The following is a 23,037-nucleotide window of genomic DNA, read 5'->3' as shown; positions in this document are numbered from 1 at the left end:
CCGGGCGATCCAGTATTCTAGAGGCCCGTGTTGAGGATCTCGCTTCTGCCATGTCCGCCGCGGCGTACTGGATGCCCCGGTCGAGCCGGGGCATGACACCGAATGCGGAGCTGCACCCCGCATCATGCAAGCCAACAAAAAAGCCGGCGTTGCCGCCGGCTTTCCGTCTTTTTCGATCCGCCAGTTTCTGGCGCCGTGAAAACCGCGCTTAGTGCGCGGCTTCCAGCGCGGCCTGTTCGGCCCTTGCGATCGTGCCCTTGACCGCGGACTGCACCTTCTCGAAGGCGCGGACCTCGATCTGGCGGACGCGCTCGCGCGACACGCCGAACTCGGCGGCAAGATCTTCCAGCGTCATCGGATCATCGGCGAGGCGGCGGGCCTCGAAGATGCGGCGTTCGCGAGGATTGAGCACGCTCATGGCGCCGTTCAGGGCGTCACGGCGTTCGTCATATTCCTCGTGCTCGGCCAGCATGGCTTCCTGGTTGGGCGTGTTGTCGACCAGCCAGTCCTGCCATTCGCCGGCTTCGCCGTCGTCGCGGATCGGTGCGTTGAGCGACGCGTCGCCACCGAGGCGGCGGTTCATGTCGATCACGTCCTGGTCCGTGACGCCGAGGCGCTTGGCAATGATCTTCACCTGGTCGGGGCGGAGATCGCCCTCGTCCAGCGCGTTGATCTTGCTCTTCGCCTTGCGCAGGTTGAAGAACAGCTTCTTCTGGTTCGCGGTGGTGCCCATCTTCACGAGCGACCAGGAACGCAGGATGTACTCTTGAATCGACGCCTTAATCCACCACATGGCGTAGGTAGCGAGACGGAATCCCTTCTCGGGTTCGAAACGCTTCACCGCCTGCATCAGGCCGACATTGCCTTCCGAGACGACCTCGGAGATCGGCAAGCCGTAGCCGCGATAGCCCATGGCGATCTTGGCGACGAGCCGCAGATGGCTGGTGACGAGTTGGTGCGCCGCGTCGCGATCGTCATGCTCGCGCCAACGCTTGGCGAGCATGTATTCCTGCTGGGGTTCCAGCATCGGGAACTTGCGGATCTCGGCGAGGTAACGGGATAGGCCGGATTCCCCATTGAGGATCGGCAGAGCAGCGGTACGGGCCATACTGAAGCCCTCCAAGGTTCAGGCCCCCGATAGCGGCGGGCCAGGCAGACGACCGCTGTGTTAAAGCCGGCCGTAGCTGCGATGTTCCGCGTTGGTCATTTCCAACGCAGGCGCAATATACCCCATGGGGGGTCAAAAAGGGAAGGATTGCTGACGTCACGTCCCCGTGTGGCAGCTATAATCTTTTGTAATGTAACGCTTTTCTTAAAGGGGCTGCGTCATAGCGCCGCTTTGAGGGCGCCCTGGAGGAGAAGCAAATCCTCCGGCAAAGGCGCTTCCCAGTGGAGTAATTCTCCCGTTCTCGGGTGCTCCAATACCAGCAGATAAGCATGCAGGGCCTGCCGTCCGAGCGCGGCGAGGGTGGCCTGCGACTCGGCCCCGAGCTGGTTCGCCTTGGTCTTGAAGTGCGGCCCATAGACCGCATCGCCCATCAGGGGATGGCCGATATGGGCGAGGTGGACGCGGATCTGGTGGGTGCGCCCGGTCTCGAGCTCGCAACCGATCAGCGAAGCGATCGGCTTGCCGTCGCGTCCGGCAAAGCTCTCCAGGATTTCCCAATGCGTCACCGCCTCGCGGCCGCCCTGGCGTACCGCCATCTTCTCCCGCGCATGCGGATGGCGGTCGATCGGCGCGTCGACGGTGCCACGGTGCCGGCCCGGCACGCCCCAGGCAAAGGCCATGTAGCCGCGCCGCATCTCGCCGGTACGGCCGTGATCGGCGAACTGCGCCGACAGCGAGGCGTGGGCCATGTCGTTCTTGGCGACCACCATCAGCCCCGTGGTGTCCTTGTCGAGCCGGTGCACGATGCCGGGCCGGCGCACGCCGCCGATGCCTGAGAGCGAGGCGCCGCAATGGGCGATAAGCGCATTCACCAGCGTGCCGGTCTCGTGGCCGGCGGCGGGATGCACCACCAGCCCCTTGGGCTTGTTGAGAACGACGATGTCGTCGTCCTCGAACACGATGTCGAGGGCGATCTGCTCGCCCTTGGGCTCGGCGGGCGCCGCCTCCGGCACCTCGATTGTGATCGTATCGCCGGATGCGACGTGATAAGCGGGGTCGCGGATTTGGGTCGCTTCTTGGGTCGCCTTCAGGCTCACCGCGCCCGCCAGGATCAGGGCTTTGAGCCTTGATCGCGACAGGTCCGGCAGGCGCGCCGCCAGCACGCGGTCGAGCCGGGCCGAGCCCTCGTCGCCTTCGACCACGACCTCTAACCTCTGCGCTGAACCCGGGCTTGCCATGACGACGTCTGATACCGCTGTTCCCGAACCGACCCCCGAGCAGGCCGCGCTGTTCGCGCGGGTGCGACGGATGATGCTGATCGCGGGGTTGACCACGGCGCTGGCTGTCTGCGCCGTGCTGATCGCGGTGGGCTACCGCCTTTTCAAGTCGGAGGGAAGGGCGGTCGAGCCGGTCGGTGACGTCACTGCCATCCTGCCGAAGGGCGCCAAAATCGTCTCCACCGGGGTCGCCGGCGACCGCCTCGTGGTCACGCTGGATCTTGGCGGGGTCACCGAGATCCGCACCTTCGACGCCCGCACCCTGAAGCCGGCCGGACGGCTGAAATTCGCCAATGAGCCGTAAAAGGCCCGTCGGGGTCCTTGCGGCGAACAAATTTCGAGGCTATTGGCTAGCCCTCACGCTCCCTTCGTCTAGCGGTTAGGACGCGGCCCTCTCAAGGCTGAAACAGGGGTTCGATTCCCCTAGGGAGCGCCATTTTCTTGATCCAGCCCTTCCCCTGATCGTCATTTGATTGTTCCACCCTTGGGGTGAGCCCGTGGCATTGGCGATCAATATTCGGGCCGACAACAAGTCAGCAGGCGAGATCGAGCGGTTGTGGAATCAGGTTGCGGCGTTCGAGGTCGAGCCCTCGATGCGCGCCCTCGGCTACAGACCTCATTTTACCTTTGCGATCTACGACGGACCTGAGATCGACGAGAAGGCTGCGTGGGATGTGATGCAGGCAGCCATTGCCGGCGAAACGCAACTGCGGATCGCGTTCAACCGAATTCGCTGGTTCGAAGCCTCTCCGCTCGTGCTCTGGGCGGAGTCGGAGGCCGACAAAACCTTGGCTCGCATCCATGGCGCGATCAGCGCGGCCATCGATCCCGCGCACTGTCGTCCTCATTACCGGCCCGGCGCCTGGACGCCCCATTGCACGCTCGGCACCGCCATTGCCGACGAACGGCGCGATGATGCGATTGCCTTTGCACGGGCGTTTGATCGCAGCATCGAAGTGCTGTTCGACGTCGCGGATTGCGTCGTCTTTCCGCCGGTGCGGATCATTGCCGAGCGAAAACTGCCGTCGTAGTTCGTCGCTTCGGCGTGAGTGATCACATACATCGAACGCGTGCCTTGCAGTCGCCTCTCACGCCGTCGTGCCGTCGATGGACCGCCGGATCACCTTCTGCACTTCCGTATTCGACAGGAACAAATCGTGGTTGACGATGCCCCAGCCTTCCGCTGACGCATCGACCACGCGCACGCCGAGCCGCGCGATGGCGGCTTTCTCGGCGGCGCCGACCCGCGTCATACCGCCGGCAAGCTGACCCGACAGCGCCAATGCGCGATCGTTCGTCGAGGCGATCACGGTGATCTTGCCGGCCAGCGGGCCGATGCGCTGGATCGCCGACGAGAACACGTCCATGTCGATGTCGGGCGCGGCAAACACCACCGCGCCGATCTTGCTCGTGACGGTATCGCCGTATTTCGCATGGAGCTGACGCAGGCTTTCGAGCGTCAGCATGGTTCCCATGCTGTGCGCGACGATGTTGACGCGGCCGCCGCTTGGCGAGGACACCAGCGCTGAGAGCACGCGCTCGAAATCGTCACGCGACCACATCGCGCTGTCGCGGTCATAGGCGTAGTCGAACAATCCGGCCTTGGAGGGCCAGGCGAACACCATGGTCCGGCCGCGGAACTTGATCGCATCGGAGAGATAAGCGCCATCCAGCACTGCTGTCTCGAACGTCTGCTTGAAGCCGTGCACATAGATCAGCACGTCGCCTCCGCCGGCCTGCGCCGCGAGATCGCCGGCGTCGGCCGGCGCGGGTTCGATCCGATCAAGACGCCAACCGCCAAGTCCAACCGAGGCAAGCGAAAGACGGCTCTCGTCCGGCGCCACCAGCTTGGCCCGCGCGACCGTCATGCTCGTCGCGCGCTCCGGACCGAACCAGGGCTTGGCGCGAGCACCATTCACGGGCTTGCGCGTGGTGGCGACGAGCACCGTCGAGTCGACCGAAAGTGACGAGGCATCGTAGCGCGCGCCGGTCGCACCGAGGCCAGCGCAACCACCGAGCGCAAGCGCGCTCCCCGCCGACATGAATCCGCCGAGCAAAGCGCGGCGCGAAATGGAATGATGAGAGTCTCGTTGCAGCAAACGTCGGACGGTCACACGGAACCTCAGGGAACTTTGCCCACCGTAACGCCGCCCCGTGTGGCTCACTGAATGACAATGGGGGCGAGAAGACGGCGGAGCCGCCTCGCGTACGTCGTGGTGTTCGAGTGATTGCCCGGTCAGTCGACGATCTCGATGGAATGGACCTCGCACCAATCCCGCAATGCCCGCTCTGTCGCCTTGTCCCGATAGTCATGCCAGGCATCGATCGCTCCCCTTCGAGAGAGCAGGGTCTTGAACTTCTGGTAGGCACCGCGTTTGCTGAAGATGTAGCGAACCTCGTCGAGGTCATCAGGCAGGCGCTCGCGGGCGAAAGCCAGCACGAGGGGCCTGCCGAGGCCGAAATCGCGTGAGTTCGGGATCGGCAAGTATTTGGTCTCGTCTTCGATATCGTCAGGCAGTTCATCTTCCTCTAGGTCTTGCAGACTGTCGTCGTCGAATTGGTAGTAGACCTTTCCTGTCTCCCTGCAGACGAAGGTGTGGCACTCCCCCATGCCGCCGCCGACGTCGCCGAACTCGAAAGCCTGGAGGATGTCTTTGAATTGAACGGGCATGGATACCCCGCTAGCGAAGCGATGCCGCAATGTCGGCGATGGACCTGAAGAGTATAAGCGCATCGTCCTTCGAGGCGATGAACCCGCGTCGCGACCAAAACGCAGCAGCTTCGGCGTCGACCGCGTTGACAACCAGCGCGCGTCCCCCGATCAAGCCCGCGGCCGTGACGCAGCGCTGCAGCGCATGCTTGACCAGGCCGGTGCCGATTCCTTTGCCGATCCAGTTCTCGTCGGTGGCGAGCTGCCCCAGCAGCAGGCATGGCACGGGATCTGGGGGCTGACCGGTCCGTATCGACCTCGGCAGCGTCGACGGGACGATCGCCGTCGGCGCAAGGCCATAATAGCCGATCACCCGGTTCATCTCGTGAACCACCATGACGGCCGTGAACCCCTTTTCCTGATTGGACAGCGCCCGCGCCTTCAGCCAGCGGTCGAGCGACGGCTTGCCGCAGGAAAAATCGTCGAGATGGTGCGCCGGCGTCAATGGTTCGGGGGCGGAGATCGCCAAAGTTCAGCGCCTCTTGCCGGAGCTTTTCTTTTGTCTGGACGCGCCGTCCTTATGCGAGTTGGCGTCCAAATCGCTGGAGGATGCTTTGCTCTCCCATGGCGCAGCGCGACTGAAGAGTTCGGCCATTTCCGGCACCGGGGCGACCGGACCCGACAATGTCGCCATGAACGCCTTGAACCCGGCCGGACTCATGCGAATGGGCACCGTCTCCATCAGCACCTCCTCGGCCGCGCGCACCGCCGCGTCGCGCACGAACTCCGTGCGCGAGCGCCCGCGCAGCGCCGCGGCGCGGTCGATGATAGCAATGTCGGTCTCCGGCATCCGCATCGAAAGCGGATGCTCCTTGCGTTCAACAGCTCGCGACATGATGAGGCTCCATGGCGGCATCATACATATTGTAGCGCATTTTACAATACAATCCCAAGAGGCACCGCGATGGCCGAAACACCCGCTCCGCTGTCAACCCCGTCCCTCAAAAATATTCCACTTTACCGAAATTCGGTTTTGTCGTATGTGTCGGCCATCGGCGTTAAAGGCGGAGCTTGCGCGTGCAGGGCGAGATCACCTCGTGAGCATGCGTGGCCTGCGAAGACGAACGGCGCTCTCGCGTACGGCGAAACCGTGTGGTCCTGGCCGTCGTTGCTACGGTCAATCCTCTTGCGGAGATGCCAGCGAGCCCAACCGGGCAGACTGCATCATCCAATCCGCGGGGCGAGGGAGGCCAAAGGAAAGTTCGGCTCCCGGGAGAGCACGGCATAGGCCGTCAAACCATCGCGCAGGGAAGGCCTGGTTTCGGCTGCCCTGTGACTCCCCTGTGCATTGCGTGTGCATCTGTTCAGCACGGGGGTCTTTACGGGTGCCAGCCGGCGCCCGGCCTTCCCTGCGCCCTTTCTTTCGAGGAGGTGTGACGAAAAGCATCACTCGGGCCAATCATGCCGCGAGGACGCGCATGCTTGTCTGCGGCTTGCCCGCGAAGTGATCTCCCCGGGCAATTTCTCCAAGTGATCTTCCCTATCAGCATGCTGCGTCGGCTTCAGTGGAGGTGGTGGTCCGTTCCGGAATCTGCCTTGATGCGATTTCGAGGTGGAGGAGTGACGAGATGAGCGGTTTGGTGATCTCTGGCGGCCGGGTGGTGGATCCCGCGAGCGGGATGGATGCCGTCGGCGACGTGGCGGTGATGGACGGCAAGATCGTTGCCGTCGGCACGGGCCTCGGCGGCGCCGAGCGGGTGATCGACGCCACCGGCCTCGTGGTCGCGCCCGGCTTCATCGATCTGCACGCGCATGGCCAGTCGATCCCGGCCGACCGCATGCAGGCGTTCGACGGCGTCACGACCACGCTCGATCTCGAGGCCGGTGTGCTGCCGGTCGGCTCCTGGTATGAGCGGCAGGCCCGGAAGGGCCGCGTGCTGAACTACGGCGCCGCGACCAACTGGGCCTTTGCGCGCATCGGCGCGATGACCGGCTCGAATGCCGAGAGCTCGCTGGAGGCGTTCGGCAACGCCATGCGCGATCGTCGCTGGATGGACAATGTCGCGACCGACGCGGAGGTCGCGGGCGTTCTCGATCGCCTTTCGCGCGGCCTCAACGAGGGCGGCATCGGTATCGGCATCCTCAATGCCTACGCGCCCGGCGCCGGCGTGCAGGAGCTGACGGCAGTGTGTCAGCTCGCCGCAGCCAAGGATGTGCCGACCTTCACCCACGTCGCCTTCATGTCGCGGATCGACCCCGAGAGCGCGGTCGAGGCCTATGTCCGCCTGATCGGCTATGCCGGCGCCACCGGCGCGCACATGCACATCTGTCATTTCAATTCGTCGAGCAAGACCGATATCGAGCGCTGCCGCGTGCTGATCGAAAAGGCGCAAGGACAGGGCCTGCCGATTACCGTCGAGGCCTATCCTTACGGCACCGGCTCGACCGTGCTGGCTGCGGCCTTCTTCAGCGACCCCGACTTCGTCGAGCGCAACGGCACCGGCTATGATTCCGTGCAGCGCGTCACCGACGGCTATCGCTTCCACGACCGCGAGGAGCTTTTGAAGGCGCAGGCGGAGGAGCCGTCCTCGCTGGTGCTCTGGCACATCCTCGACACCGAGCACAATGCGCATCACCGCGACCTGCTCGACATGTCGGTGCTGTATCCCGGCGGCGCCATCGCCTCCGACGCGATGCCGTGGACGACGTCGGACGGCAAGACCTACACCGGCGATGCCTGGCCGCTGCCTGATGATGCCACCTCGCATCCGCGCTCGGCCGGCTGCTTCACGAAATTCATTCGCGAATGGGTGCGCGAGCGCAAGACCGTGTCGCTGCTGGAAGGCGTGCGCAAATGCGCGCTGATCCCGGCCGAGATCCTGTCGCAAAGCACGCCCGCGATGCGCGCCAAGGGCAGGCTGGCGAAAGACGCTGACGCCGACATCGTCGTGTTCGACTACGAGAAACTCTCCGATCGCGCCACTTTCACGGCGATGAATCGTGCGTCCGAGGGCGTGCGCCACCTCGTCGTCAGCGGCCAGCCGCTGATCGCCGACGGCGTTCTCGACGTCGCCGCGCGGCCCGGAAAACCCGTGCGCCGTCCCGTCGCCGAGGGCTGATCCATGCCGGTCCCCATTCTGCTGGTCACGGGCTTTCTGGGGGCGGGCAAGACCACGGTGGTGAACCATCTGCTGGCGCATGCGGGCGGACGGCGCATCGCCGCCGTCGTCAACGATTTCGGCGCGATCAACATCGATGCGGAATTGATTGCGGGCGCCAGCGATGGCGTCGTCAGCCTCGCCAATGGCTGCATCTGCTGTTCGCTCGAGGGCGATCTCCTGCGCACGCTTTCGACACTGCTGCGGCGCGATCCGAAGCCGGACACTATCGTGATCGAGACCAGCGGCGTCGCCGACCCCGCCGATATCGTCCGCAACCTGATGGACCCCGTGATCCTGCGCGAGGCGCCGCTGGAGACGGTGCTCTGCGTGCTCGATGCCGGCACGCCGCCATCCGCGCTGGAGGACGCCCTTCAGCGCTCGCAATTGCGCGTCGCCGACATCGTGGCGCTGACCAAGCTGGATCTGGCGGAGGAGGGCGCGGGAGATCGAATGCGCGTAGCCATTCGCGCCCAGCGCGTTCCCGCGGTGGTGGTCGATGCGAAGCACGGCGAGATTCCATCCGCGCTGCTGTTTCCCGCGCATGCCGCTCGCGCGCCCGCGCCGCGCGAGCCCGGCCCGAAGCGCCCTGCAGAAGAACGCTTCGAGACCTTGAGCTGGACCTCGGAGCACCCGCTCTCGCTGCCGCGCCTGCAGCAGGCGATCGGCAAGCTGGCGCCCAAGCTGGCGCGCGCCAAGGGCCTGTTCGAGACGGTCGAGCAGCCCGGCCGCCAGATGGTGTTTCAGTTCGCCGCCGGCCGCGCCACGCTGGCCCCGGGCGATGCGTCGACGCCAGGCGTGCCGCGATCGCGCATCGTCTTCATCGCCGAGCTCGGCGTGCTCTCGAAGGCCGAGCTCGACGCGATCATGGAGGGGTGCGTTGCTCCGGCGTGAGGCCCGCGCGATGCTTCAATCCTCCGCCGGCAAGCCATCTCCGTGCACATACCAGTCCGCGCGCGACGTCCATTGCACATGCCGCTCGGGCGCCGCCCGGAGCGGCTCGTCGAACGCGCCGGCATGGATGATCGCCTCCCGCCCGCTGCGCGTGAGATGCGGCATCGGGCTGCCGCAAGACTTGCAGAACGCGGTGGCAAAGCTGCGCGCGTTCGGCAGGTCGAAGCGCATGACCGACGCCTCGCCGCGCAGCCAGCGCAGTGCCTCAGCCTTCACGATCACCTCGCAGGAATGGGCGGTGCCGGTCGCCTTGCGACAGCGCGAGCAATGGCAGTTGAGGAAACGGTCGAACGGACCCTCGACCTCGAAGGCGACCCCGCCGCACAGGCAGCTTCCGCTGAATGCCGTCATCTCACTTTCCCTCGAACTGTGCTCCCGCTTGGAGGCGGGAGGCGCCTTGCGGAACTTGATCCCGCCACTCATCAAACCTTGCCGTGCGGCAATTCTCAAGACGCCCAGTCCAGGCGCCTCACGCAAACTGCGCGATGCCGTGTCCGACCGACCAGTTCTCCTTGGGCGCATCGAGCACGTTGACGAACACGTCCTCCGGCCGGATTCCCGGGTTCGCGCCGAGACGATCGGCGATCTGGCGATACAGCGCCTTCTTCTGCTCAGGCGTGCGCGAGGCGAATACGGTAATCTGGATCAGCAATGCGTCGTCGCTGCGCGCGATGCCGTAACCGGTGCCGCAGCGGAAGTTCGCCGGCTCATGCTCGGTGATGGACATGAACGCGTCGTCCTCGGGCACGTCGAGCGCTGTGCGCATGGCCTGGTAGAGGCCGTCGAGTATCGCCTGCCGGTAGGCTTCGGACTTGCCGGCGCGCATCGCGATGTGAAGCAGAGGCATGAGCTGGTCCCTTTGCATGCGGGCGCGATCCGGCGGGGCGGGTCGCCTCGCCGGGTTCGTCCGATTGACGGAACGGGCTATCAATCCCGTCTGGTTTTTGACACGATGTCGAGAAAGCATGTTTTTGACATCGTGTCAAATATACCGAGGAGCTGGATTTGAGGCCGCGCGAATTCGATCACGACGAGGTGCTGCGCATCGCGTTCGACCAGTTCTGGCGCAAAGGCGTGCGCGGCACCTCGCTGTCGGACATCGCGCGCGATGCCGGCGTGCAGCGCGGCAGCCTCTACAATGCCTTCGGCAGCAAGGAGGCGCTGTTCCTGCAGGCCTATGAACGCTATGCGGGGGATTATCTCGCAGCGTTGCAGAAGGCGCTCGGGACGGGCACGCTGCGCAAGCGCCTCACTTCATTCTTCGATCTCACCATCGGCAATTTCCGCTCCGGCACGCCGCCGCGCGGCTGCCCGACCACGCGCGGGCTGATGGAGCTCGGCGCCGCCGAAGGCGAGGGGCTGGATGAAGACGCGCGCGAGGCCTTTGCGAGCCTGATCGCGCGCATCACGGCATTGGTTCAGGATACGTTGTCGGCGGGCGCGGCGCGCGGCGAGTTCGACGGCAATGCCGCGGCCGCAGCGCTGCACATCATCACCGTGACGCGCGGCCTCGCCGTGCTCGAACGTGCCTTCGGCGACGAGCCGCAATTGCGCAAGATCGCCGCGCACACCATCGATCTCGTGCTCGGCCGGAAAGGAGGATAGATGTCAGCACAGCGCGAGCGCGTTCACGGCCCGTGTCGCCGCAGCTTCATTGCCGGAGCCGACGAGCTGGCCGACGATGGATTCGATCTCGCCGGGCCGCTTGCGGCGCGCGACCGTCAGCAACTGCATCAACTGCGCCTCGTCCTTCGACAGGCGGCGGCACGACGGGGGCATGAAGCACAGCTCGCAAGGGCGGCCGCTGCGCAGGATCCTGACGAGCGCGGCGGCGCGGGCAACCAGCAGCGGACTGTCGGAAATGCCCGGCGCTTCGTCGGCATAGCGATAGGCCGCTTCCCAGCAATCGGACGCGCCGGTCGTATAGGCCGCGCCGATGAACCGGAACAGCGACAGCGCGACACGGCAGAACTCGTCGCAGCTCTCGATGCAGGGATGCGACGCAAGCGCGGCCTGCAGCGGACAGAGTCGCGCCTCGCCGCTCTCGGGGGATGCCACTGCTGCGCAAACATTCGAGGTCATCGTCATCTCATCAGTGCAATGTCGGGCTGCCGACCAGCCAGCTCTTCATCGCCATGGTGCGGTCGTGGTTGACAGACCGCAGCTGCCGGTCGGGCAGGATGAGACCTGCCATGCGGAAGATCGTCGCCAGCCCGCGCACCGGCGCGAGCGCCCAATCGGCGCCGACCGGCGGCAGCCAGCTCTCGAAGCGTTCGCGCGCGATGTCGATGCGGTCCTGCTGTGCCGCGGCGATGGCGTGCAGGATTTCGCGCTCGCTGTCCGACATGCGCGGGCAGGTCGGGCAATGCACTTCGATGGCGGTATGGGCCGTGCAGGCGAAGATCTCGATGATCGATTCCAGCGAGAGCACGGCATCGCCCACGCGAAAATGGTCGTACACGTCCTGGATGTCGGCCGCGGTCGGCACCGCGCCGCCGCTGCGCGCCTTGGCGCGGAATCCCCAGATGAAGAGCCGTTCGGCGGCGCTCAGCGCCGGCAGGTCCAGCGACCCGCGATGTGTCGATTGATGCATGGAGCCTCTGGCATCTGCAGCGCGCACGCCGCCTCTGATCTGTGCCGATCGTTCGGCCAGAGCGTCCTCCAAGTCAACGCGCGCAAGCGCGATATCGAGGTCTTCTAGAATCGCGACCACGGAACCGCATCACTGTTTGGCCGGGTAGTCCCGCGAAACTACGTAGAACGAGTCCAGTCTTGAACCGTTCAAACCGTACCATGTTGCCGCATATCCCGGCGAAAACGTACGCGTGAAGCTGGATTTACGACGCCTTAAGCCAATCCGGCGCATACCAGATCAATTCGGGCGATGGTCGAATTGCCTCAAGACATTGATTGCACGCGGGCTTCGCGAGTTGCTGCGCCCCACTCCCAGAGAGAATGATTGTGCTGAACCAGATCTCGATCCGTACCAAGCTCCTGAGCGCCGTCATCGCGATGGCGGTGGCGATCTGCTGCGTCACCGGTATTGCGCTGTGGTCGATGTACCAGCGGATGTATCAGGACAGGATCAACGTCCTGAAGGCCATGGTCGATGCCGGTTACAGCCTCGCGGAGAAGCTGGAGGCGGCCGCCGTGGCGGGCCAGGTGACGCGCGAAGAGGCGCAGGCGCGCTTCAAGGACGCGCTCTTGAAGATCCGCTACTCCGGCGACGAATATCTGTTCGCTCACAGCTACGACCAGATCGGCTTCGCTCATCCGAGCCCGAAGCTGATGGGCAAGGACGTCTCCGTCATCAAGGACAGCAACGGCGTTCCCGTCATTCCGGCGATGCTCGACATCGTGCGCAAGCAGAACGAGGGCACCTACGCCTATGACTGGCCGTTGCGGCAGGACGATCCGAAGACGGCGGTGAAGCTGTCTTACGTCAAGGGCTTTGCGCCGTGGAAGATCTTTGTCGGAACCGGCGTCTTCGTCGACGACATCTGGACCGACTTCATGGCGATGGTCTGGAAGATCGTCGGCATCATCGCGCTGCTCGCGCTTCCGGCGATCGGGCTCGTCGGCCTCGTCGGCTTTGCCGTCAGCCGCAGCATCCGCGGCGTCAGCGCCGCGATGCAGGCGCTGGCCGATGGCGATCTGTCGATCGATTTGCCCGAAGCCAAGCGGGCCGACGAGGTCGGCCAGATGGCGCGCGCCACGATTTATTTCCGCGACCGCATGGCGGAGAGCGAGAAGCTGCGGACCGAGCAGGAGAAATTGCGCCTGGATACCGCAGCCCAGCGCAAGCAGGACATGTATCGCCTGGCCGACGATTTCGAGCAGGCGGTCGGCACGATCATCGAGACGGTGTCGCAGGCCGCCGGTAATCTCGAGAGCTCCGCGGGCACCCTGACCTCGACCGCCGACAGGTCGCAGGACCTTGCCAAGACGGTGACGATGGCCTCCGGCGAAGCCTCGACCAACGTCCAGTCCGTCGCGGCGGCGACCGAGGAGCTCAGCTCCTCGATCACCGAGATCAGCCGGCAGGTGCAGACCTCGGCGCGCATGGCCGGCGAGGCCGTCGCGCAGGCGCACAAGACCAACGAGCGCGTCAACCAGCTGGCGCGGGCCGCGAGCAGCATCGGCGACATCGTCGCGCTCATCAACGGTATCGCGGCGCAGACCAATCTCTTGGCGCTCAATGCCACCATCGAGGCCGCGCGCGCGGGCGAAGCCGGCCGCGGCTTCGCCGTGGTCGCCTCGGAGGTGAAGCTGCTGGCCGAGCAGACCGCCAAGGCCACCGGAGAGATCGGCGAACAGGTCAGCGGCATGCAGGCGGCGACCGGCGAATCCGTCGCGGCGATCAAGGAGATCGGCGACACCATCGGCGGCCTCTCGGAGATCGCCTCAGCGATCGCCGCAGCGGTCGAGGAGCAGGGCACCGCGACGCAGGAGATTTCGCGCAACGTCCAGCAGGCGGCACACGGCACGCAGCAGGTGTCGACGGGCGTCGCCGACGTGCAGCGCGGGGCGTCCGAGACGGGGGCCGCCTCGTCGCAGGTTCTGTCCGCGGCACGCTCGCTCGCCACCGACAGCGCGAGCCTGAAACAGAAGGTCAGCTCCTTCCTCACCTCCGTCCGCGCGGCTTGAAAATGGCCTAAATTCCGGGAACCGGAATGCTTAAAGCTTTGCTAAGGAGATCGGGATAAATTGGCATATCTGTACCGCCAATTTTGCGAGCCCCGATGTTTTTCTCCCGCATCAGTTTCAAGCTGGTTCTGATTGTCGGCATCAGCCTGCTCGGCATGATCGCACTCGTGCCGATCGCGCTTTCGACGCTGCGTGCCCAGATGGTCGCCGATCGGCAGGCCAAGACGCAGCACATGGTGGATGTCGGCTACGGCATCCTCACCCATTACCAGAAGCTCGAGAGCGACGGAAAGCTACCGCGCGAGCAAGCTCAGGCCGCCGCGATGGCCGAGATCAAGAGCCTGCGCTACGACAAGGTCGAGTATTTCTGGATCAACGACATGACCCCCAAGATGGTCATGCATCCGATCAAGCCGGAGCTCGACGGCAAGGACCTGTCCGGCATGAAGGACCCCGCCGGCAATGCGCTGTTCATGGGCTTCGTCGATGTCGTCAAGAAGCAGGGCGCGGGCTTCTATGGCTATCTCTGGCCGAAGCCCGGCTTCGACCAACCGGTCGGGAAGATCTCCTATGTGAAGGGCTTTGCGCCCTGGGGCTGGATCATCGGCACCGGCATCTATCTCGACGACGTCGACGCCGTGTTCCGTCAGAACGCGATGACGTTCGGCTATGTCTGCCTCGCCGTGCTGGTGCTGGTCCTCGTCGCCTCCTTCCTGATCGGACGCGGCGTGACCCGGCCGCTGGCGACGATCACCGCGCTGACCGAGCGCCTCGCCGCCGGCGACAGCGCTTTCGAGGTGCCCTACACCGATCGCAGCAACGAGGTCGGCGCGCTTGCCAAAGCGCTCGCCGTATTCAAGGACAACGCCTCGACCGTGGGCCGGATGCATGCCGAGCAGCAGGAGCTGAAGCAGCGCGCGGACGGCGAGAAGCGCAAGGCGATGGCCGATCTCGCCGGCAAGTTCGAGGCGAGCGTCCAGGCCGTCGTCCGCGACGTCTTCAACGAGGCGCGCGCGATGCAGCAGGCCGCGCAGGGCATGTCGGAGACCGCGAACAAGGCGAGCGACCGGGCGAGCTTCGTTGCCACCGCCTGCCAGCAGGCTTCGACCAACGTGCAGACGGTGGCCTCCGCCGCCGGCGAGCTGTCGTCCTCGATCTCGGAGATCAGCCAGCGCGTCGCGCAGGCAGCGTCCGTGGCCGACAGGGCTGCCGCCGACGGTCAGCGCACCAACGACACCGTGCAGGGGCTGGCCGCGGCCGCGCACAAGATCGGCGAGGTCATCGACCTCATCAACCAGATCGCCTCGCAGACCAACCTGCTCGCGCTCAACGCCACCATCGAGGCGGCGCGGGCGGGCGAAGCCGGCAAGGGCTTTGCGGTGGTCGCGAGCGAAGTGAAGTCGCTGGCGAGCCAGACCGCGAAGGCGACCGACGAGATCGGCGCGCAGATCAATGCGATCCAGGCCGAGACCAATCAGGTCGTCGGCAACATCGAGAGCATCCGCGCCACCATCATGGAGGTCAACGAGATCTCCTCGTCGATCGCCGCCGCGGTCGAAGAGCAGGGCGCGGCCACGCAGGCGATCGCACACAGCGTGCAGGAAGCCGCCTCCGGCACCGACCAAGTTTCGCAGAACATCTCCGGCGTCACCGATGCCACGGCGGCGACCGGCCAGGCCGCCGGCCTCGTGCTGCAATCGAGCGGCCGCTTGACGCAGAAGCTGCAATCGCTCGAAACCGAGGTCAACGCCTTCGTCGCCGGCGTGCGAGCGGCGTAACGACCGCAATACGTCTGCTATTTCCGCGTCGCGGCATCGGCCGCGACGCCGCTGCTGTTTTTCTTGACATGACCTCTGCCGTGCTCGACGTGTAACGATGTCGATCGACGGCAGCGTTGCGTGCCGTCGCGAGAAGAAAAGCAGCACGGGAAAGACGTCATGAACGTGGGCCTCGACGAGAACGGCTACCTCGCCACCTTGCGCGGCCTGTGGGACAAGGCTTGGCCTAAGGGCATGCCGCGTTCGCCGAACTATCTGCACGGCGAAGTTCCCTTGACGGAATATCTGCGTGCCTGGGCGAAGCGGAGCCCCGATCGTCCTGCGGTGATCTTCTACGGTCACGTCACGACCTATGCGGAGCTCGATCGGCAGAGCGATCGCTTTGCCGCGCTGCTGGCGGCGAAGGGCGTGCGCAAGGGCGACCGCGTCGCCGTGTTCCTGCCGAACTGTCCGCAATTCCACATCGTGTTCTTCGGCATCCTGAAGCTCGGCGCGGTCCATGTTCCCGTCAGCCCGCTGTCGCGCGCGTTCGAGCTGTCCTACGAGCTCAACGACACCCAGGCCGAGATCATCGTGGCGCTCGACCAGCTCATCCCCGTCGTCGAGCAGGTCCGCGGCGAGGTGCGTCTGCGCGAGATCATCGTCACGAGCTTTGCCGATGTCGTTCCGGCAACGCCTGCCTTTCCCGCGCCGGATTCGATCCGCACGCCGCGCATTGCGGTCGAAGGCGCGACCGATCTGCTGCCGGCGCTGGCCGCGATGCCCGCGCCGATCCCGCTGCCGCCCCCCGGCCTCGATGACGTCGCGGCGCTCAATTACACCGGCGGCACCACCGGCATGCCGAAGGGCTGCGTCCATACCCATCGCGACATGGTCTACACGGCTGCCGCCAACTACGGCATCTCGGTGCTGTCGGACGAGAGCAGCGTGTTCCTGTCGTTCTTTCCGGAGTTTTGGATCGCCGGCGAGAACTTCGGCCTGATCTTCCCGCTGTTCTCCGGCGCGACGCTCGTTCTGCTCGCGCGCTGGGACGCCGTCGGCGCGATGGCCGCGATCGACAGGTACAAGGTCACGATCACCGCGATGCCGGTCGACGGCGTGGTCGAGCTGATGGACCATCCGCGCTGGAACGAGTTCGACCTGTCGTCCCTCAAGCAGGTGCGCGTCGTCTCCTTCGTCAAGAAGCTCAACGCCGACTATCGCAGGCGCTGGAAGGATCTCACCGGCACCATCCTGATGGAGGCGGCGTGGGGCATGACCGAGACCCACACCTCCAACACCTTCACGGCCGGATTTCAGGACGACGATTTCGATCTCAACAACCAGCCGATCTTCGTCGGCCTGCCGGTCCCCGGCGCCGAGTTCAAGATCACCGATTTCGAGACCGGTGCACTGCTGCCGCTCGGCGCCGAAGGCGAGATCCGGGTGCGGACGCCCTCGCTCCTCAAGAGCTACTGGAACAAGCCGGAGGCGACCGCGGAGTCGCTGATCGACGGCTGGCTGCGCACCGGGGACATCGGCACGATCGACAAGGACGGCTTCCTGCACTTTCTCGGCCGCCGCAAGGAGATGCTGAAGGTCAAGGGCATGAGCGTGTTCCCGCCCGAGATCGAAGCCCTGCTCGGACAGCATCCGAAGGTGCTGGGCTCGGGCGTGGTCGGCCGCGACGATCCCGACAAGGGGCAAGTGCCGGTGGCCTATATCCAGCTCAAGTCGGAGGCAGTCGGCACCATCTCCGCGGAGGACTTGCGCGCCTGGTGCGCCGAACGCATGGCCGTCTATAAGGTCCCGGAAGTGCGTATTATCGAGGCCCTGCCGCTGACCGCGACGGGCAAGGTGAAGAAGCAGGATCTCGATCCCAACGTGCCTGCTGCTGTCTGAGTGAGAGAGACGATGTCGTTCAAGAAGCTCCTGATCGCCAATCGCGGCGAGATCGCCATCCGCATCGCGCGCGCCGCGGCCGACGCCGGCATCGCGACGGTCGCGATCCATCCCGCCGACGACGCGCTGTCGCTGCATGTCCGGGTGGCCGATGATGCCGTCGAAATCCCCGGCCGCGGCGCGCGCGCCTATCTCGACATCGAGGCGGTGGTGAAAGCCGCCAAAGCGGCCGGCTGCGATGCCGTGCATCCCGGCTATGGCTTCCTCAGCGAGAACGCGGGCTTTGCAAAAGCCTGCGCCGATGCAGGCCTCAACTTCGTCGGCCCGAAGCCGGCCGCGCTCGAACTGTTCGGCGACAAGGTGGCCGCGCGGCAGCTCGCCAAGCGCTGCGGCGTGCCGATCATCGCCGGCACCAGCGGGCCATCGTCGCTGGAGGAGATTTCGGCGTTCTTCACCTCGCTCGGCGGCAATGCCGCCATCGTCATCAAGGCGATGGCCGGCGGGGGCGGCCGCGGCATGCGCGTTGTCGAGAACGCGTCCGATCTCGCGGAGGCGTATGCGCGCTGCCAGTCCGAGGCGAAAGCGGCGTTCGGCTTCGACGGCGTCTATGCGGAGCGGCTGATCCGCCAGGCGCGGCACATCGAGGTGCAGATCATCGGCGACAAGCATGGCGCGATCACCCATCTCTGGGAGCGCGAATGCACCATCCAGCGCCGGCACCAGAAGCTGGTCGAGGTCGCCCCGAGCCCGTCGCTGAGCGATCCCCTGCGCGGCCGCATCATCGAGGCGGCAAGGCAGCTTGCGACGGCGGCCTCTTACGACAATCTCGGCACCTTCGAGTTTCTGGTCGACGGCACCGCCGAGGACAGCTTTGCCTTCATCGAGGCCAATCCGCGGCTCCAGGTCGAGCACACCGTGACCGAGGAAGTACTTGGGTTCGATCTCGTCCGCGCCCAGCTCGCGGTCGCCGCGGGCAGCTCGCTCGCTTCGCTCGGCCTCGCGCAGGGATCGATCCCGAAGCCGCGCGGCTATGCCATGCAGCTCCGCGTCAACATGGAGACGCTGGACGAAACCGGCGCGACGCATCCGACCGGCGGTGTGCTTGCCGTGTTCGAGCCGCCATCGGGCCCCGGCGTTCGCGTCGATAGTTTTGGTTACGCCGGCTACAAGACCAGCGCGGCCTTCGACTCGCTGCTGGCAAAAGTGATCGTGCACACGCAGGGCGAAGCCTGGCACGACGTGGTCGCAAAAGCCTCGCGCGCCTTGCGCGAATTCCGGATCGACGGCGTCGTCACCAACATCGCCTTCCTCCAGGCCGTGCTGGCGCATCCCGATTTCAGAACCAACCGGATCGCGACCGATTTCATCGATCGCAACATCGCCAAGCTCGTCGAGGCCGCCGATGGCGCCGCCAAGCCGCTGTACTTCGCGGCCGCTGAGCGAAGCGGCGGGCATGGTCCCGAAGCGCATGTCGCACAGGCGGTGCCTGAAGGCGCGGTGATGGTCGCCGCGCCCCTGCAGGGCACCATCGTCACCGTTCAGGTCAAGGAGGGCGAGATCGTGCGCCCGGGCCAGCAGCTCGCCGTGATCGAGTCCATGAAGATGGAGCACCTCGTCATGGCCGAGCAGGGCGGCCGGGTCATGAAGGTTGTTGCGGGTGACGGCGTCACGCTGCTGCATGGCGAGCCCATCATGTATCTCGAGCCGCTCGACGTCGCGGCCGACAGCACGGCGGCGGAAGCCGATGTCGATCTCGACCATGTCCGCCCTGATCTCGCCGAGCTGATCGCACGCCAGGCCAACACGCTGGATGCGAACCGCCCGGCCTCGGTCGAGCGCCGCCGCAACACCAACCAGCGCACCGCGCGCGAGAACGTCGCGCAGCTCGTCGACGAAGGCTCGTTCATGGAGTACGGCAGCCTTGCGATCGCCGCGCAGCGCCGCCGCCGCAAGCTCGACGATCTCATCAAGAACACGCCGGCCGACGGCCTCGTCATGGGCGTCGCGACGGTGAATGGCGAGAAGTTCGGTCCGGAGGGCGCGCGCTGCATCGTCGTGGCCTATGACTACACCGTGCTCGCGGGCACGCAGGGCCACATGAACCACAAGAAGATCGACCGCATGCTGACGCTGGCGGAAGATTGGCGCGTGCCGCTGGTGTTTTACGCCGAAGGCGGCGGCGGCCGGCCCGGCGATACCGACCGGCTCGGCATGACCGGTCTCGACGGTCCGTCCTTCGTGCAGTTCGCGCGGCTCTCGGGCCTCGTCCCTGTCATCGGCGTCGTCTCCGGCTATTGCTTCGCCGGCAACGCCGCCATGCTCGGCTGCTGCGATGTCATCATCGCCACCAAAAACGCCTCGATCGGCATGGGCGGTCCGGCCATGATCGAGGGCGGCGGCCTCGGCGTCTATCATCCGGCAGAGGTCGGTCCGGTCTCGTTCCAGTCGCCGAACGGCGTCATCGACATCCTGGTCGAGGACGAGGAGGAGGCGACATCCGTCGCGCAGAAATACCTGTCCTATTTCCAGGGCGCGGTGACGGACTGGGAGGCCGCCGACCAGCGTCTGCTGCGCCGCGCCATTCCGGAGAACCGCCTGCGCGTCTACGACATCCGCAGCGTGATCGACCTCGTCGCCGACAAGGACAGCGTGCTGGAGCTGCGCCGCGACTACGGTGTCGGCATGATCACCGCCTTGATCCGCATCGAGGGCAAGCCGTTCGGCTTGATCGCCAATAATCCCCGCCATCTCGGCGGCGCGATCGACGCGGACGCCGGCGACAAGGCCGCGCGCTTCCTCCAGCTCTGCGACGCCTTCGACTTGCCCGTCGTCTCGCTCTGCGACACGCCCGGATTCATGGTCGGTCCCGAAGCCGAGAAGACCGCGATCGTGCGCCACGTCTCGCGCATGTTCGTCACCGGCGCGAGCCTCACCGTGCCGCTGTTCGGCATCGTGCTGCGCAAGGGCTATGGCCTGGGTGCGCAGTCGATGATCGGCGGCGGCTTCCACGCCTCGTTCTTCACCGCGGCCTGGCCGACCGGCGAGTTCGGCGGCATGGGCCTGGAAGGCTACGTCCGGCTCGGCTTCCGCAAGGAGATGGAGGCGATCCCTGACCCCGAGGAACGCGAGACCTATTACCGCAACAAGGTCGCCGAGCTCTACGCCAACGGCAAGGCGGTCTCGATCGCCTCGGTGTTCGAGATCGACAATGTCATCGACCCCGCCGAGACGCGGCGCTGGATCATGGCGGGGCTGCGGTCAGTGCCGAAGCCACCGGTGCGGACGGCGAAGAAGCGGCCGTGCATCGATACGTGGTGAGGGCAGTGCAGCAATCTTGATTGCGTCGCGGCTGTTGCTTCAGCCGTCATTCCGGGGCGGCTCGAAGAGCCGAACCCGGAATCTCGAGATTCCGGGTTCGATGCTTCGCATCGCCCCGGACGAGAAGAGACAGTGTGCCTCCATCCAGTTCCCGGTTCCCGATTGACATCCCCGCCCGTGGTGCCAGACTTTGCACAATAATACAGGGTGGAGACGTCCGCGATGGCCAGCCTTTCGGCCTCGAACCATGTCGCCCGTGTCTTGTCCGTCGCCAATCATGTGGCCGACGTCGACGCCTCTTCGCGCATCGAGAATTCCTGGCGGCGCTGCCTGATCAGCCACAAGCTCGATCCCGCCCGTCAGGGCCCGCCGCAGACGCTGACGGAATCGGAAGTCCGCCACGTCGCCGAGCCCATGGAAGAGACCATCCGGCTGCTCACGCCCGAGCTCGACGATCTCGCCCGTGTGCTGCGCGACGCCGGCTATTGCGTCAATCTGGCGGATGCGAACGCGACCATGCTGTTCAGCCGTTTGCCGGGCGAGTCCGACGCGCGGATGTTCATGGACTGGAAGATCTATACCGGCTCGAATTTTGCCGAGGCCTTCGAGGGCACCAACGGGCTCGGGACCTGCCTCGCCGAGCAGAAGCCGATCCTGGTGCATCGCGACGAGCATTTTCGCGCGCAATGGCACATGTTCTCCTGTGCCGTGGCGCCGTTGTTCGACCAGGCCGGGCGCCTGGCCGGCGCGATCAACATCACCTCGTGCCGCGAGGACCTCGAACGCGCCGCGCATCAGCTCGCGCTTGCGGTGGCGATGGAGGCGACGCGGCGGATGGAGGGCGCGATCTTCCGCGATCATTTCCGCAATTCCTGGATCGCGACCGTGCCGGGCGACGGCGGCAGCGGTCTGCTGGCCTATGACGACGACCGCCGCATCGTCGGCGCCTGCCGTTCAGCGCGCGCCCTGCTCGGCCTTACCGACGGCCTGATCGCATCGGGCATCGACCTGTCGCGCTATATCAAGCTCGATCATGCGCGCGGTGTGGACGAACTCCTAGAGCTGCGCCGCGCCGATGGCCGCCCGCTGGGCCAGAGCCATGTGGCGCCGCCGCTGCGCGCAAAATCGCATGCGCCGCGCCGCGATGTGCCCGTGGATCGCTTCGATGCGCTGCATCGGCTGGCAGGCAGTGATCCCGGTCTCGTCAAAAGCGTGAAGCGCCTGCGCAGCATCGGCGATCACAATCTGCCGGTGCTGCTGCATGGCGAGACCGGCGTCGGCAAGGACGTGTTCGCGCGCGCCATCCACGCCGCGAGCAACCGCGCCCGCAACAATTACGTCGCGCTGAACTGCGCGGCGATGCCGGAGAGCCTGATCGACGCCGAGCTGTTCGGTTATGAGGCCGGGGCCTTCACCGGCGCGCGGCGCGACGGCTCGAAGGGCCTGATCGTACAGGCCGACGGCGGCACGCTGTTCCTCGACGAGATCGGCGACATGCCGATCGCGCTGCAAACGCGGCTTCTCCGCGTGCTGGAGAACCGCGAGGTCTGGCCGCTCGGCGCGCTCAAGCCGGTGCCGGTGGACATCCGCCTGATCAGCGCCACCCACCGCGATCTCGGCCGCATGGCGGAAGAGGGCAGCTTCCGCGCCGACCTCTATTTCCGCCTGCGTGGCATGGAGGTGCGGCTGCCGGCCTTGCGTGAGCGCGCGGACAGGGACGACATCATCCGCCAGATCGTGCGCGAGGAGGCGCCGAACTGCCGCCTCTCCGACGAGGCCTGGTCGCTGCTCGCGGCCTATTCCTATCCCGGCAACATGCGCCAGCTCCGCCATGTGCTGCGGCTCGCCGGCTGCACGGCGGAGGACGGCGTCATCACGGATGCCGATCTCGATCTGCCGCCGTTCGGCGGGAGAGCCGAGCCTGATCTCGAAGCCGCCGAGCGCGCCACGATCGTCGAGGCCCTGCGCAAGCATGGCGGCCGCGTCACAGAGGCAGCCCGCGCGCTGAAGCTCAGCCGCGCCACGCTGTACCGGAAGATCAAGGCGATGAAGATCGAGACGGCGCAGTGATCTTTCTTGCCCTCTCCCCTTGTGGGAGAGGGTGGCTCGCCGCGGCAGCGGCGAGACGGGTGAGGGGTATGTCTCCGCGAGTCCAGCTCTCGCTTGAATTCGTCGAGACATACCCCTCATCCGGCGCTTCGCTGTCCAGCGGATGGATGGGTAACAGAACAGACCGGATGGATAGGTAACAGTCGTTCATGGTTCG

At 65.7% G+C, this 23,037-nt stretch carries 20 protein-coding genes and 1 tRNA gene; 11 read left to right on the top strand and 10 right to left on the bottom strand.

What is annotated here, in order from left to right:
• Nucleotides 1-208: 208 nt before the first annotated feature.
• Both rpoH and QRQ56_RS38420 read right to left on the bottom strand, forming a co-directional pair.
• Nucleotides 209-1,108 carry an RNA polymerase sigma factor RpoH gene (gene rpoH, locus QRQ56_RS38425; RefSeq protein ID WP_438746969.1) on the bottom strand — a complete coding sequence of 300 codons (900 nt, stop codon included), beginning with the start codon at nt 1,106-1,108 and terminating at the stop codon, nt 209-211.
• Nucleotides 1,109-1,326: 218 nt separating this feature from the next.
• Nucleotides 1,327-2,346 (bottom strand): RluA family pseudouridine synthase, encoded by a 1,020-nt coding sequence (locus tag QRQ56_RS38420; RefSeq protein WP_438746968.1) that lies wholly within the window; start codon nt 2,344-2,346, stop codon nt 1,327-1,329.
• Here QRQ56_RS38420 and QRQ56_RS38415 point away from each other — a divergent pair.
• The 3 genes from QRQ56_RS38415 to QRQ56_RS38405 all read left to right on the top strand — a co-directional run bounded on the left by QRQ56_RS38415 (nt 2,345) and on the right by QRQ56_RS38405 (nt 3,416).
• Nucleotides 2,345-2,689: a hypothetical protein gene (locus tag QRQ56_RS38415; protein WP_438746967.1), complete on the top strand. Its 345-nt coding sequence runs from the start codon at nt 2,345-2,347 to the stop codon at nt 2,687-2,689. The genes QRQ56_RS38420 and QRQ56_RS38415 overlap by 2 nt on opposite strands.
• A gap of 57 nt (nt 2,690-2,746) precedes the next feature.
• Nucleotides 2,747-2,821 (top strand) — tRNA-Glu (locus QRQ56_RS38410).
• A gap of 61 nt (nt 2,822-2,882) precedes the next feature.
• Complete coding sequence (locus tag QRQ56_RS38405; protein WP_438746966.1) at nt 2,883-3,416, top strand: 2'-5' RNA ligase family protein; 534 nt, start codon at nt 2,883-2,885, stop codon at nt 3,414-3,416.
• 57 nt (nt 3,417-3,473) lie between these two features.
• Here the strand turns inward: QRQ56_RS38405 and QRQ56_RS38400 are convergent, their stop codons facing one another.
• From QRQ56_RS38400 to QRQ56_RS38385, 4 genes are all read right to left on the bottom strand, one after another.
• Nucleotides 3,474-4,427 (bottom strand): alpha/beta hydrolase, encoded by a 954-nt coding sequence (locus QRQ56_RS38400; RefSeq protein ID WP_438746965.1) that lies wholly within the window; start codon nt 4,425-4,427, stop codon nt 3,474-3,476.
• A 194-nt stretch (nt 4,428-4,621) separates the two neighbouring features.
• Nucleotides 4,622-5,056, bottom strand: a complete 435-nt coding sequence (locus QRQ56_RS38395) for a hypothetical protein (protein WP_438746964.1) — start codon at nt 5,054-5,056, stop codon at nt 4,622-4,624.
• A 10-nt stretch (nt 5,057-5,066) separates the two neighbouring features.
• On the bottom strand, nt 5,067-5,564 hold the full coding sequence (locus QRQ56_RS38390) for a GNAT family N-acetyltransferase (RefSeq protein WP_438746963.1): 498 nt from the start codon (nt 5,562-5,564) through the stop codon (nt 5,067-5,069).
• 3 nt (nt 5,565-5,567) lie between these two features.
• Complete coding sequence (locus QRQ56_RS38385) at nt 5,568-5,930, bottom strand: DUF1778 domain-containing protein (RefSeq protein WP_438746962.1); 363 nt, start codon at nt 5,928-5,930, stop codon at nt 5,568-5,570.
• 733 nt (nt 5,931-6,663) lie between these two features.
• Between QRQ56_RS38385 and QRQ56_RS38380 the strand changes: the two genes are divergently transcribed.
• On the top strand, nt 6,664-8,154 hold the full coding sequence (locus QRQ56_RS38380) for an amidohydrolase family protein (RefSeq protein WP_438746961.1): 1,491 nt from the start codon (nt 6,664-6,666) through the stop codon (nt 8,152-8,154).
• A gap of 3 nt (nt 8,155-8,157) precedes the next feature.
• Nucleotides 8,158-9,087: a CobW family GTP-binding protein gene (locus QRQ56_RS38375; protein WP_438746960.1), complete on the top strand. Its 930-nt coding sequence runs from the start codon at nt 8,158-8,160 to the stop codon at nt 9,085-9,087.
• 15 nt (nt 9,088-9,102) lie between these two features.
• Here the strand turns inward: QRQ56_RS38375 and QRQ56_RS38370 are convergent, their stop codons facing one another.
• Complete coding sequence (locus tag QRQ56_RS38370; RefSeq protein WP_438746959.1) at nt 9,103-9,498, bottom strand: GFA family protein; 396 nt, start codon at nt 9,496-9,498, stop codon at nt 9,103-9,105.
• Nucleotides 9,499-9,616: 118 nt separating this feature from the next.
• Nucleotides 9,617-9,994: a tautomerase family protein gene (locus QRQ56_RS38365; protein ID WP_438746958.1), complete on the bottom strand. Its 378-nt coding sequence runs from the start codon at nt 9,992-9,994 to the stop codon at nt 9,617-9,619.
• A 158-nt stretch (nt 9,995-10,152) separates the two neighbouring features.
• Between QRQ56_RS38365 and QRQ56_RS38360 the strand changes: the two genes are divergently transcribed.
• A complete protein-coding gene (locus QRQ56_RS38360) occupies nt 10,153-10,752 on the top strand; it encodes a TetR/AcrR family transcriptional regulator (RefSeq protein WP_438746957.1) in 600 nt (199 codons plus the stop codon).
• Nucleotides 10,753-10,755: 3 nt separating this feature from the next.
• Here QRQ56_RS38360 and QRQ56_RS38355 read toward each other — a convergent pair whose 3' ends face one another.
• Nucleotides 10,756-11,229, bottom strand: coding sequence for a hypothetical protein (locus tag QRQ56_RS38355; protein WP_438746956.1), 474 nt, complete (start codon nt 11,227-11,229; stop codon nt 10,756-10,758).
• Between the two features lie 10 nt (nt 11,230-11,239).
• Nucleotides 11,240-11,740, bottom strand: coding sequence for a hypothetical protein (locus QRQ56_RS38350; RefSeq protein WP_438746955.1), 501 nt, complete (start codon nt 11,738-11,740; stop codon nt 11,240-11,242).
• Between the two features lie 368 nt (nt 11,741-12,108).
• On the opposite strand from QRQ56_RS38350, the gene QRQ56_RS38345 reads away from it, so the two are divergent.
• The 5 genes from QRQ56_RS38345 to QRQ56_RS38325 all read left to right on the top strand — a co-directional run bounded on the left by QRQ56_RS38345 (nt 12,109) and on the right by QRQ56_RS38325 (nt 22,841).
• Nucleotides 12,109-13,794, top strand: coding sequence for a methyl-accepting chemotaxis protein (locus tag QRQ56_RS38345; protein WP_438746954.1), 1,686 nt, complete (start codon nt 12,109-12,111; stop codon nt 13,792-13,794).
• 95 nt (nt 13,795-13,889) lie between these two features.
• Entirely contained in the window at nt 13,890-15,572 is a 1,683-nt protein-coding gene (locus QRQ56_RS38340) for a methyl-accepting chemotaxis protein (protein WP_438746953.1), read from the top strand.
• Between the two features lie 159 nt (nt 15,573-15,731).
• On the top strand, nt 15,732-17,453 hold the full coding sequence (locus QRQ56_RS38335; protein ID WP_438746952.1) for an AMP-binding protein: 1,722 nt from the start codon (nt 15,732-15,734) through the stop codon (nt 17,451-17,453).
• Nucleotides 17,454-17,465: 12 nt separating this feature from the next.
• On the top strand, nt 17,466-20,771 hold the full coding sequence (locus QRQ56_RS38330) for a carboxyl transferase domain-containing protein (RefSeq protein WP_438746951.1): 3,306 nt from the start codon (nt 17,466-17,468) through the stop codon (nt 20,769-20,771).
• A 222-nt stretch (nt 20,772-20,993) separates the two neighbouring features.
• Nucleotides 20,994-22,841, top strand: coding sequence for a sigma-54-dependent Fis family transcriptional regulator (locus QRQ56_RS38325; RefSeq protein WP_438746950.1), 1,848 nt, complete (start codon nt 20,994-20,996; stop codon nt 22,839-22,841).
• Nucleotides 22,842-23,037: the final 196 nt, after the last annotated feature.

It is taken from the genome of Bradyrhizobium sp. U531, assembly GCF_051710265.1.
Lineage (GTDB): Bacteria > Pseudomonadota > Alphaproteobacteria > Rhizobiales > Xanthobacteraceae > Bradyrhizobium.
Note: the sequence above shows the minus strand (reverse complement) of the source record. Positions and strands in the feature narration are given on the sequence as shown.

What these genes read in the sequence shown, in the direction of transcription:
- rpoH (WP_438746969.1), bottom strand. Translation starts at nt 1,108, where the DNA reads ATGGCCCGTACCGCTGCTCTGCCGATCCTCAATGGGGAATCCGGCCTA.
- QRQ56_RS38415 (WP_438746967.1), top strand. Translation starts at nt 2,345, where the DNA reads ATGACGACGTCTGATACCGCTGTTCCCGAACCGACCCCCGAGCAGGCC.
- QRQ56_RS38420 (WP_438746968.1), bottom strand. Translation starts at nt 2,346, where the DNA reads ATGGCAAGCCCGGGTTCAGCGCAGAGGTTAGAGGTCGTGGTCGAAGGC.
- QRQ56_RS38400 (WP_438746965.1), bottom strand. Translation starts at nt 4,427, where the DNA reads ATGTCGGCGGGGAGCGCGCTTGCGCTCGGTGGTTGCGCTGGCCTCGGT.
- QRQ56_RS38395 (WP_438746964.1), bottom strand. Translation starts at nt 5,056, where the DNA reads ATGCCCGTTCAATTCAAAGACATCCTCCAGGCTTTCGAGTTCGGCGAC.
- QRQ56_RS38385 (WP_438746962.1), bottom strand. Translation starts at nt 5,930, where the DNA reads ATGTCGCGAGCTGTTGAACGCAAGGAGCATCCGCTTTCGATGCGGATG.
- QRQ56_RS38380 (WP_438746961.1), top strand. Translation starts at nt 6,664, where the DNA reads ATGAGCGGTTTGGTGATCTCTGGCGGCCGGGTGGTGGATCCCGCGAGC.
- QRQ56_RS38375 (WP_438746960.1), top strand. Translation starts at nt 8,158, where the DNA reads ATGCCGGTCCCCATTCTGCTGGTCACGGGCTTTCTGGGGGCGGGCAAG.
- QRQ56_RS38370 (WP_438746959.1), bottom strand. Translation starts at nt 9,498, where the DNA reads ATGACGGCATTCAGCGGAAGCTGCCTGTGCGGCGGGGTCGCCTTCGAG.
- QRQ56_RS38365 (WP_438746958.1), bottom strand. Translation starts at nt 9,994, where the DNA reads ATGCCTCTGCTTCACATCGCGATGCGCGCCGGCAAGTCCGAAGCCTAC.
- QRQ56_RS38355 (WP_438746956.1), bottom strand. Translation starts at nt 11,229, where the DNA reads ATGACCTCGAATGTTTGCGCAGCAGTGGCATCCCCCGAGAGCGGCGAG.
- QRQ56_RS38350 (WP_438746955.1), bottom strand. Translation starts at nt 11,740, where the DNA reads ATGCATCAATCGACACATCGCGGGTCGCTGGACCTGCCGGCGCTGAGC.
- QRQ56_RS38340 (WP_438746953.1), top strand. Translation starts at nt 13,890, where the DNA reads ATGTTTTTCTCCCGCATCAGTTTCAAGCTGGTTCTGATTGTCGGCATC.
- QRQ56_RS38335 (WP_438746952.1), top strand. Translation starts at nt 15,732, where the DNA reads ATGAACGTGGGCCTCGACGAGAACGGCTACCTCGCCACCTTGCGCGGC.
- QRQ56_RS38330 (WP_438746951.1), top strand. Translation starts at nt 17,466, where the DNA reads ATGTCGTTCAAGAAGCTCCTGATCGCCAATCGCGGCGAGATCGCCATC.
- QRQ56_RS38325 (WP_438746950.1), top strand. Translation starts at nt 20,994, where the DNA reads ATGGCCAGCCTTTCGGCCTCGAACCATGTCGCCCGTGTCTTGTCCGTC.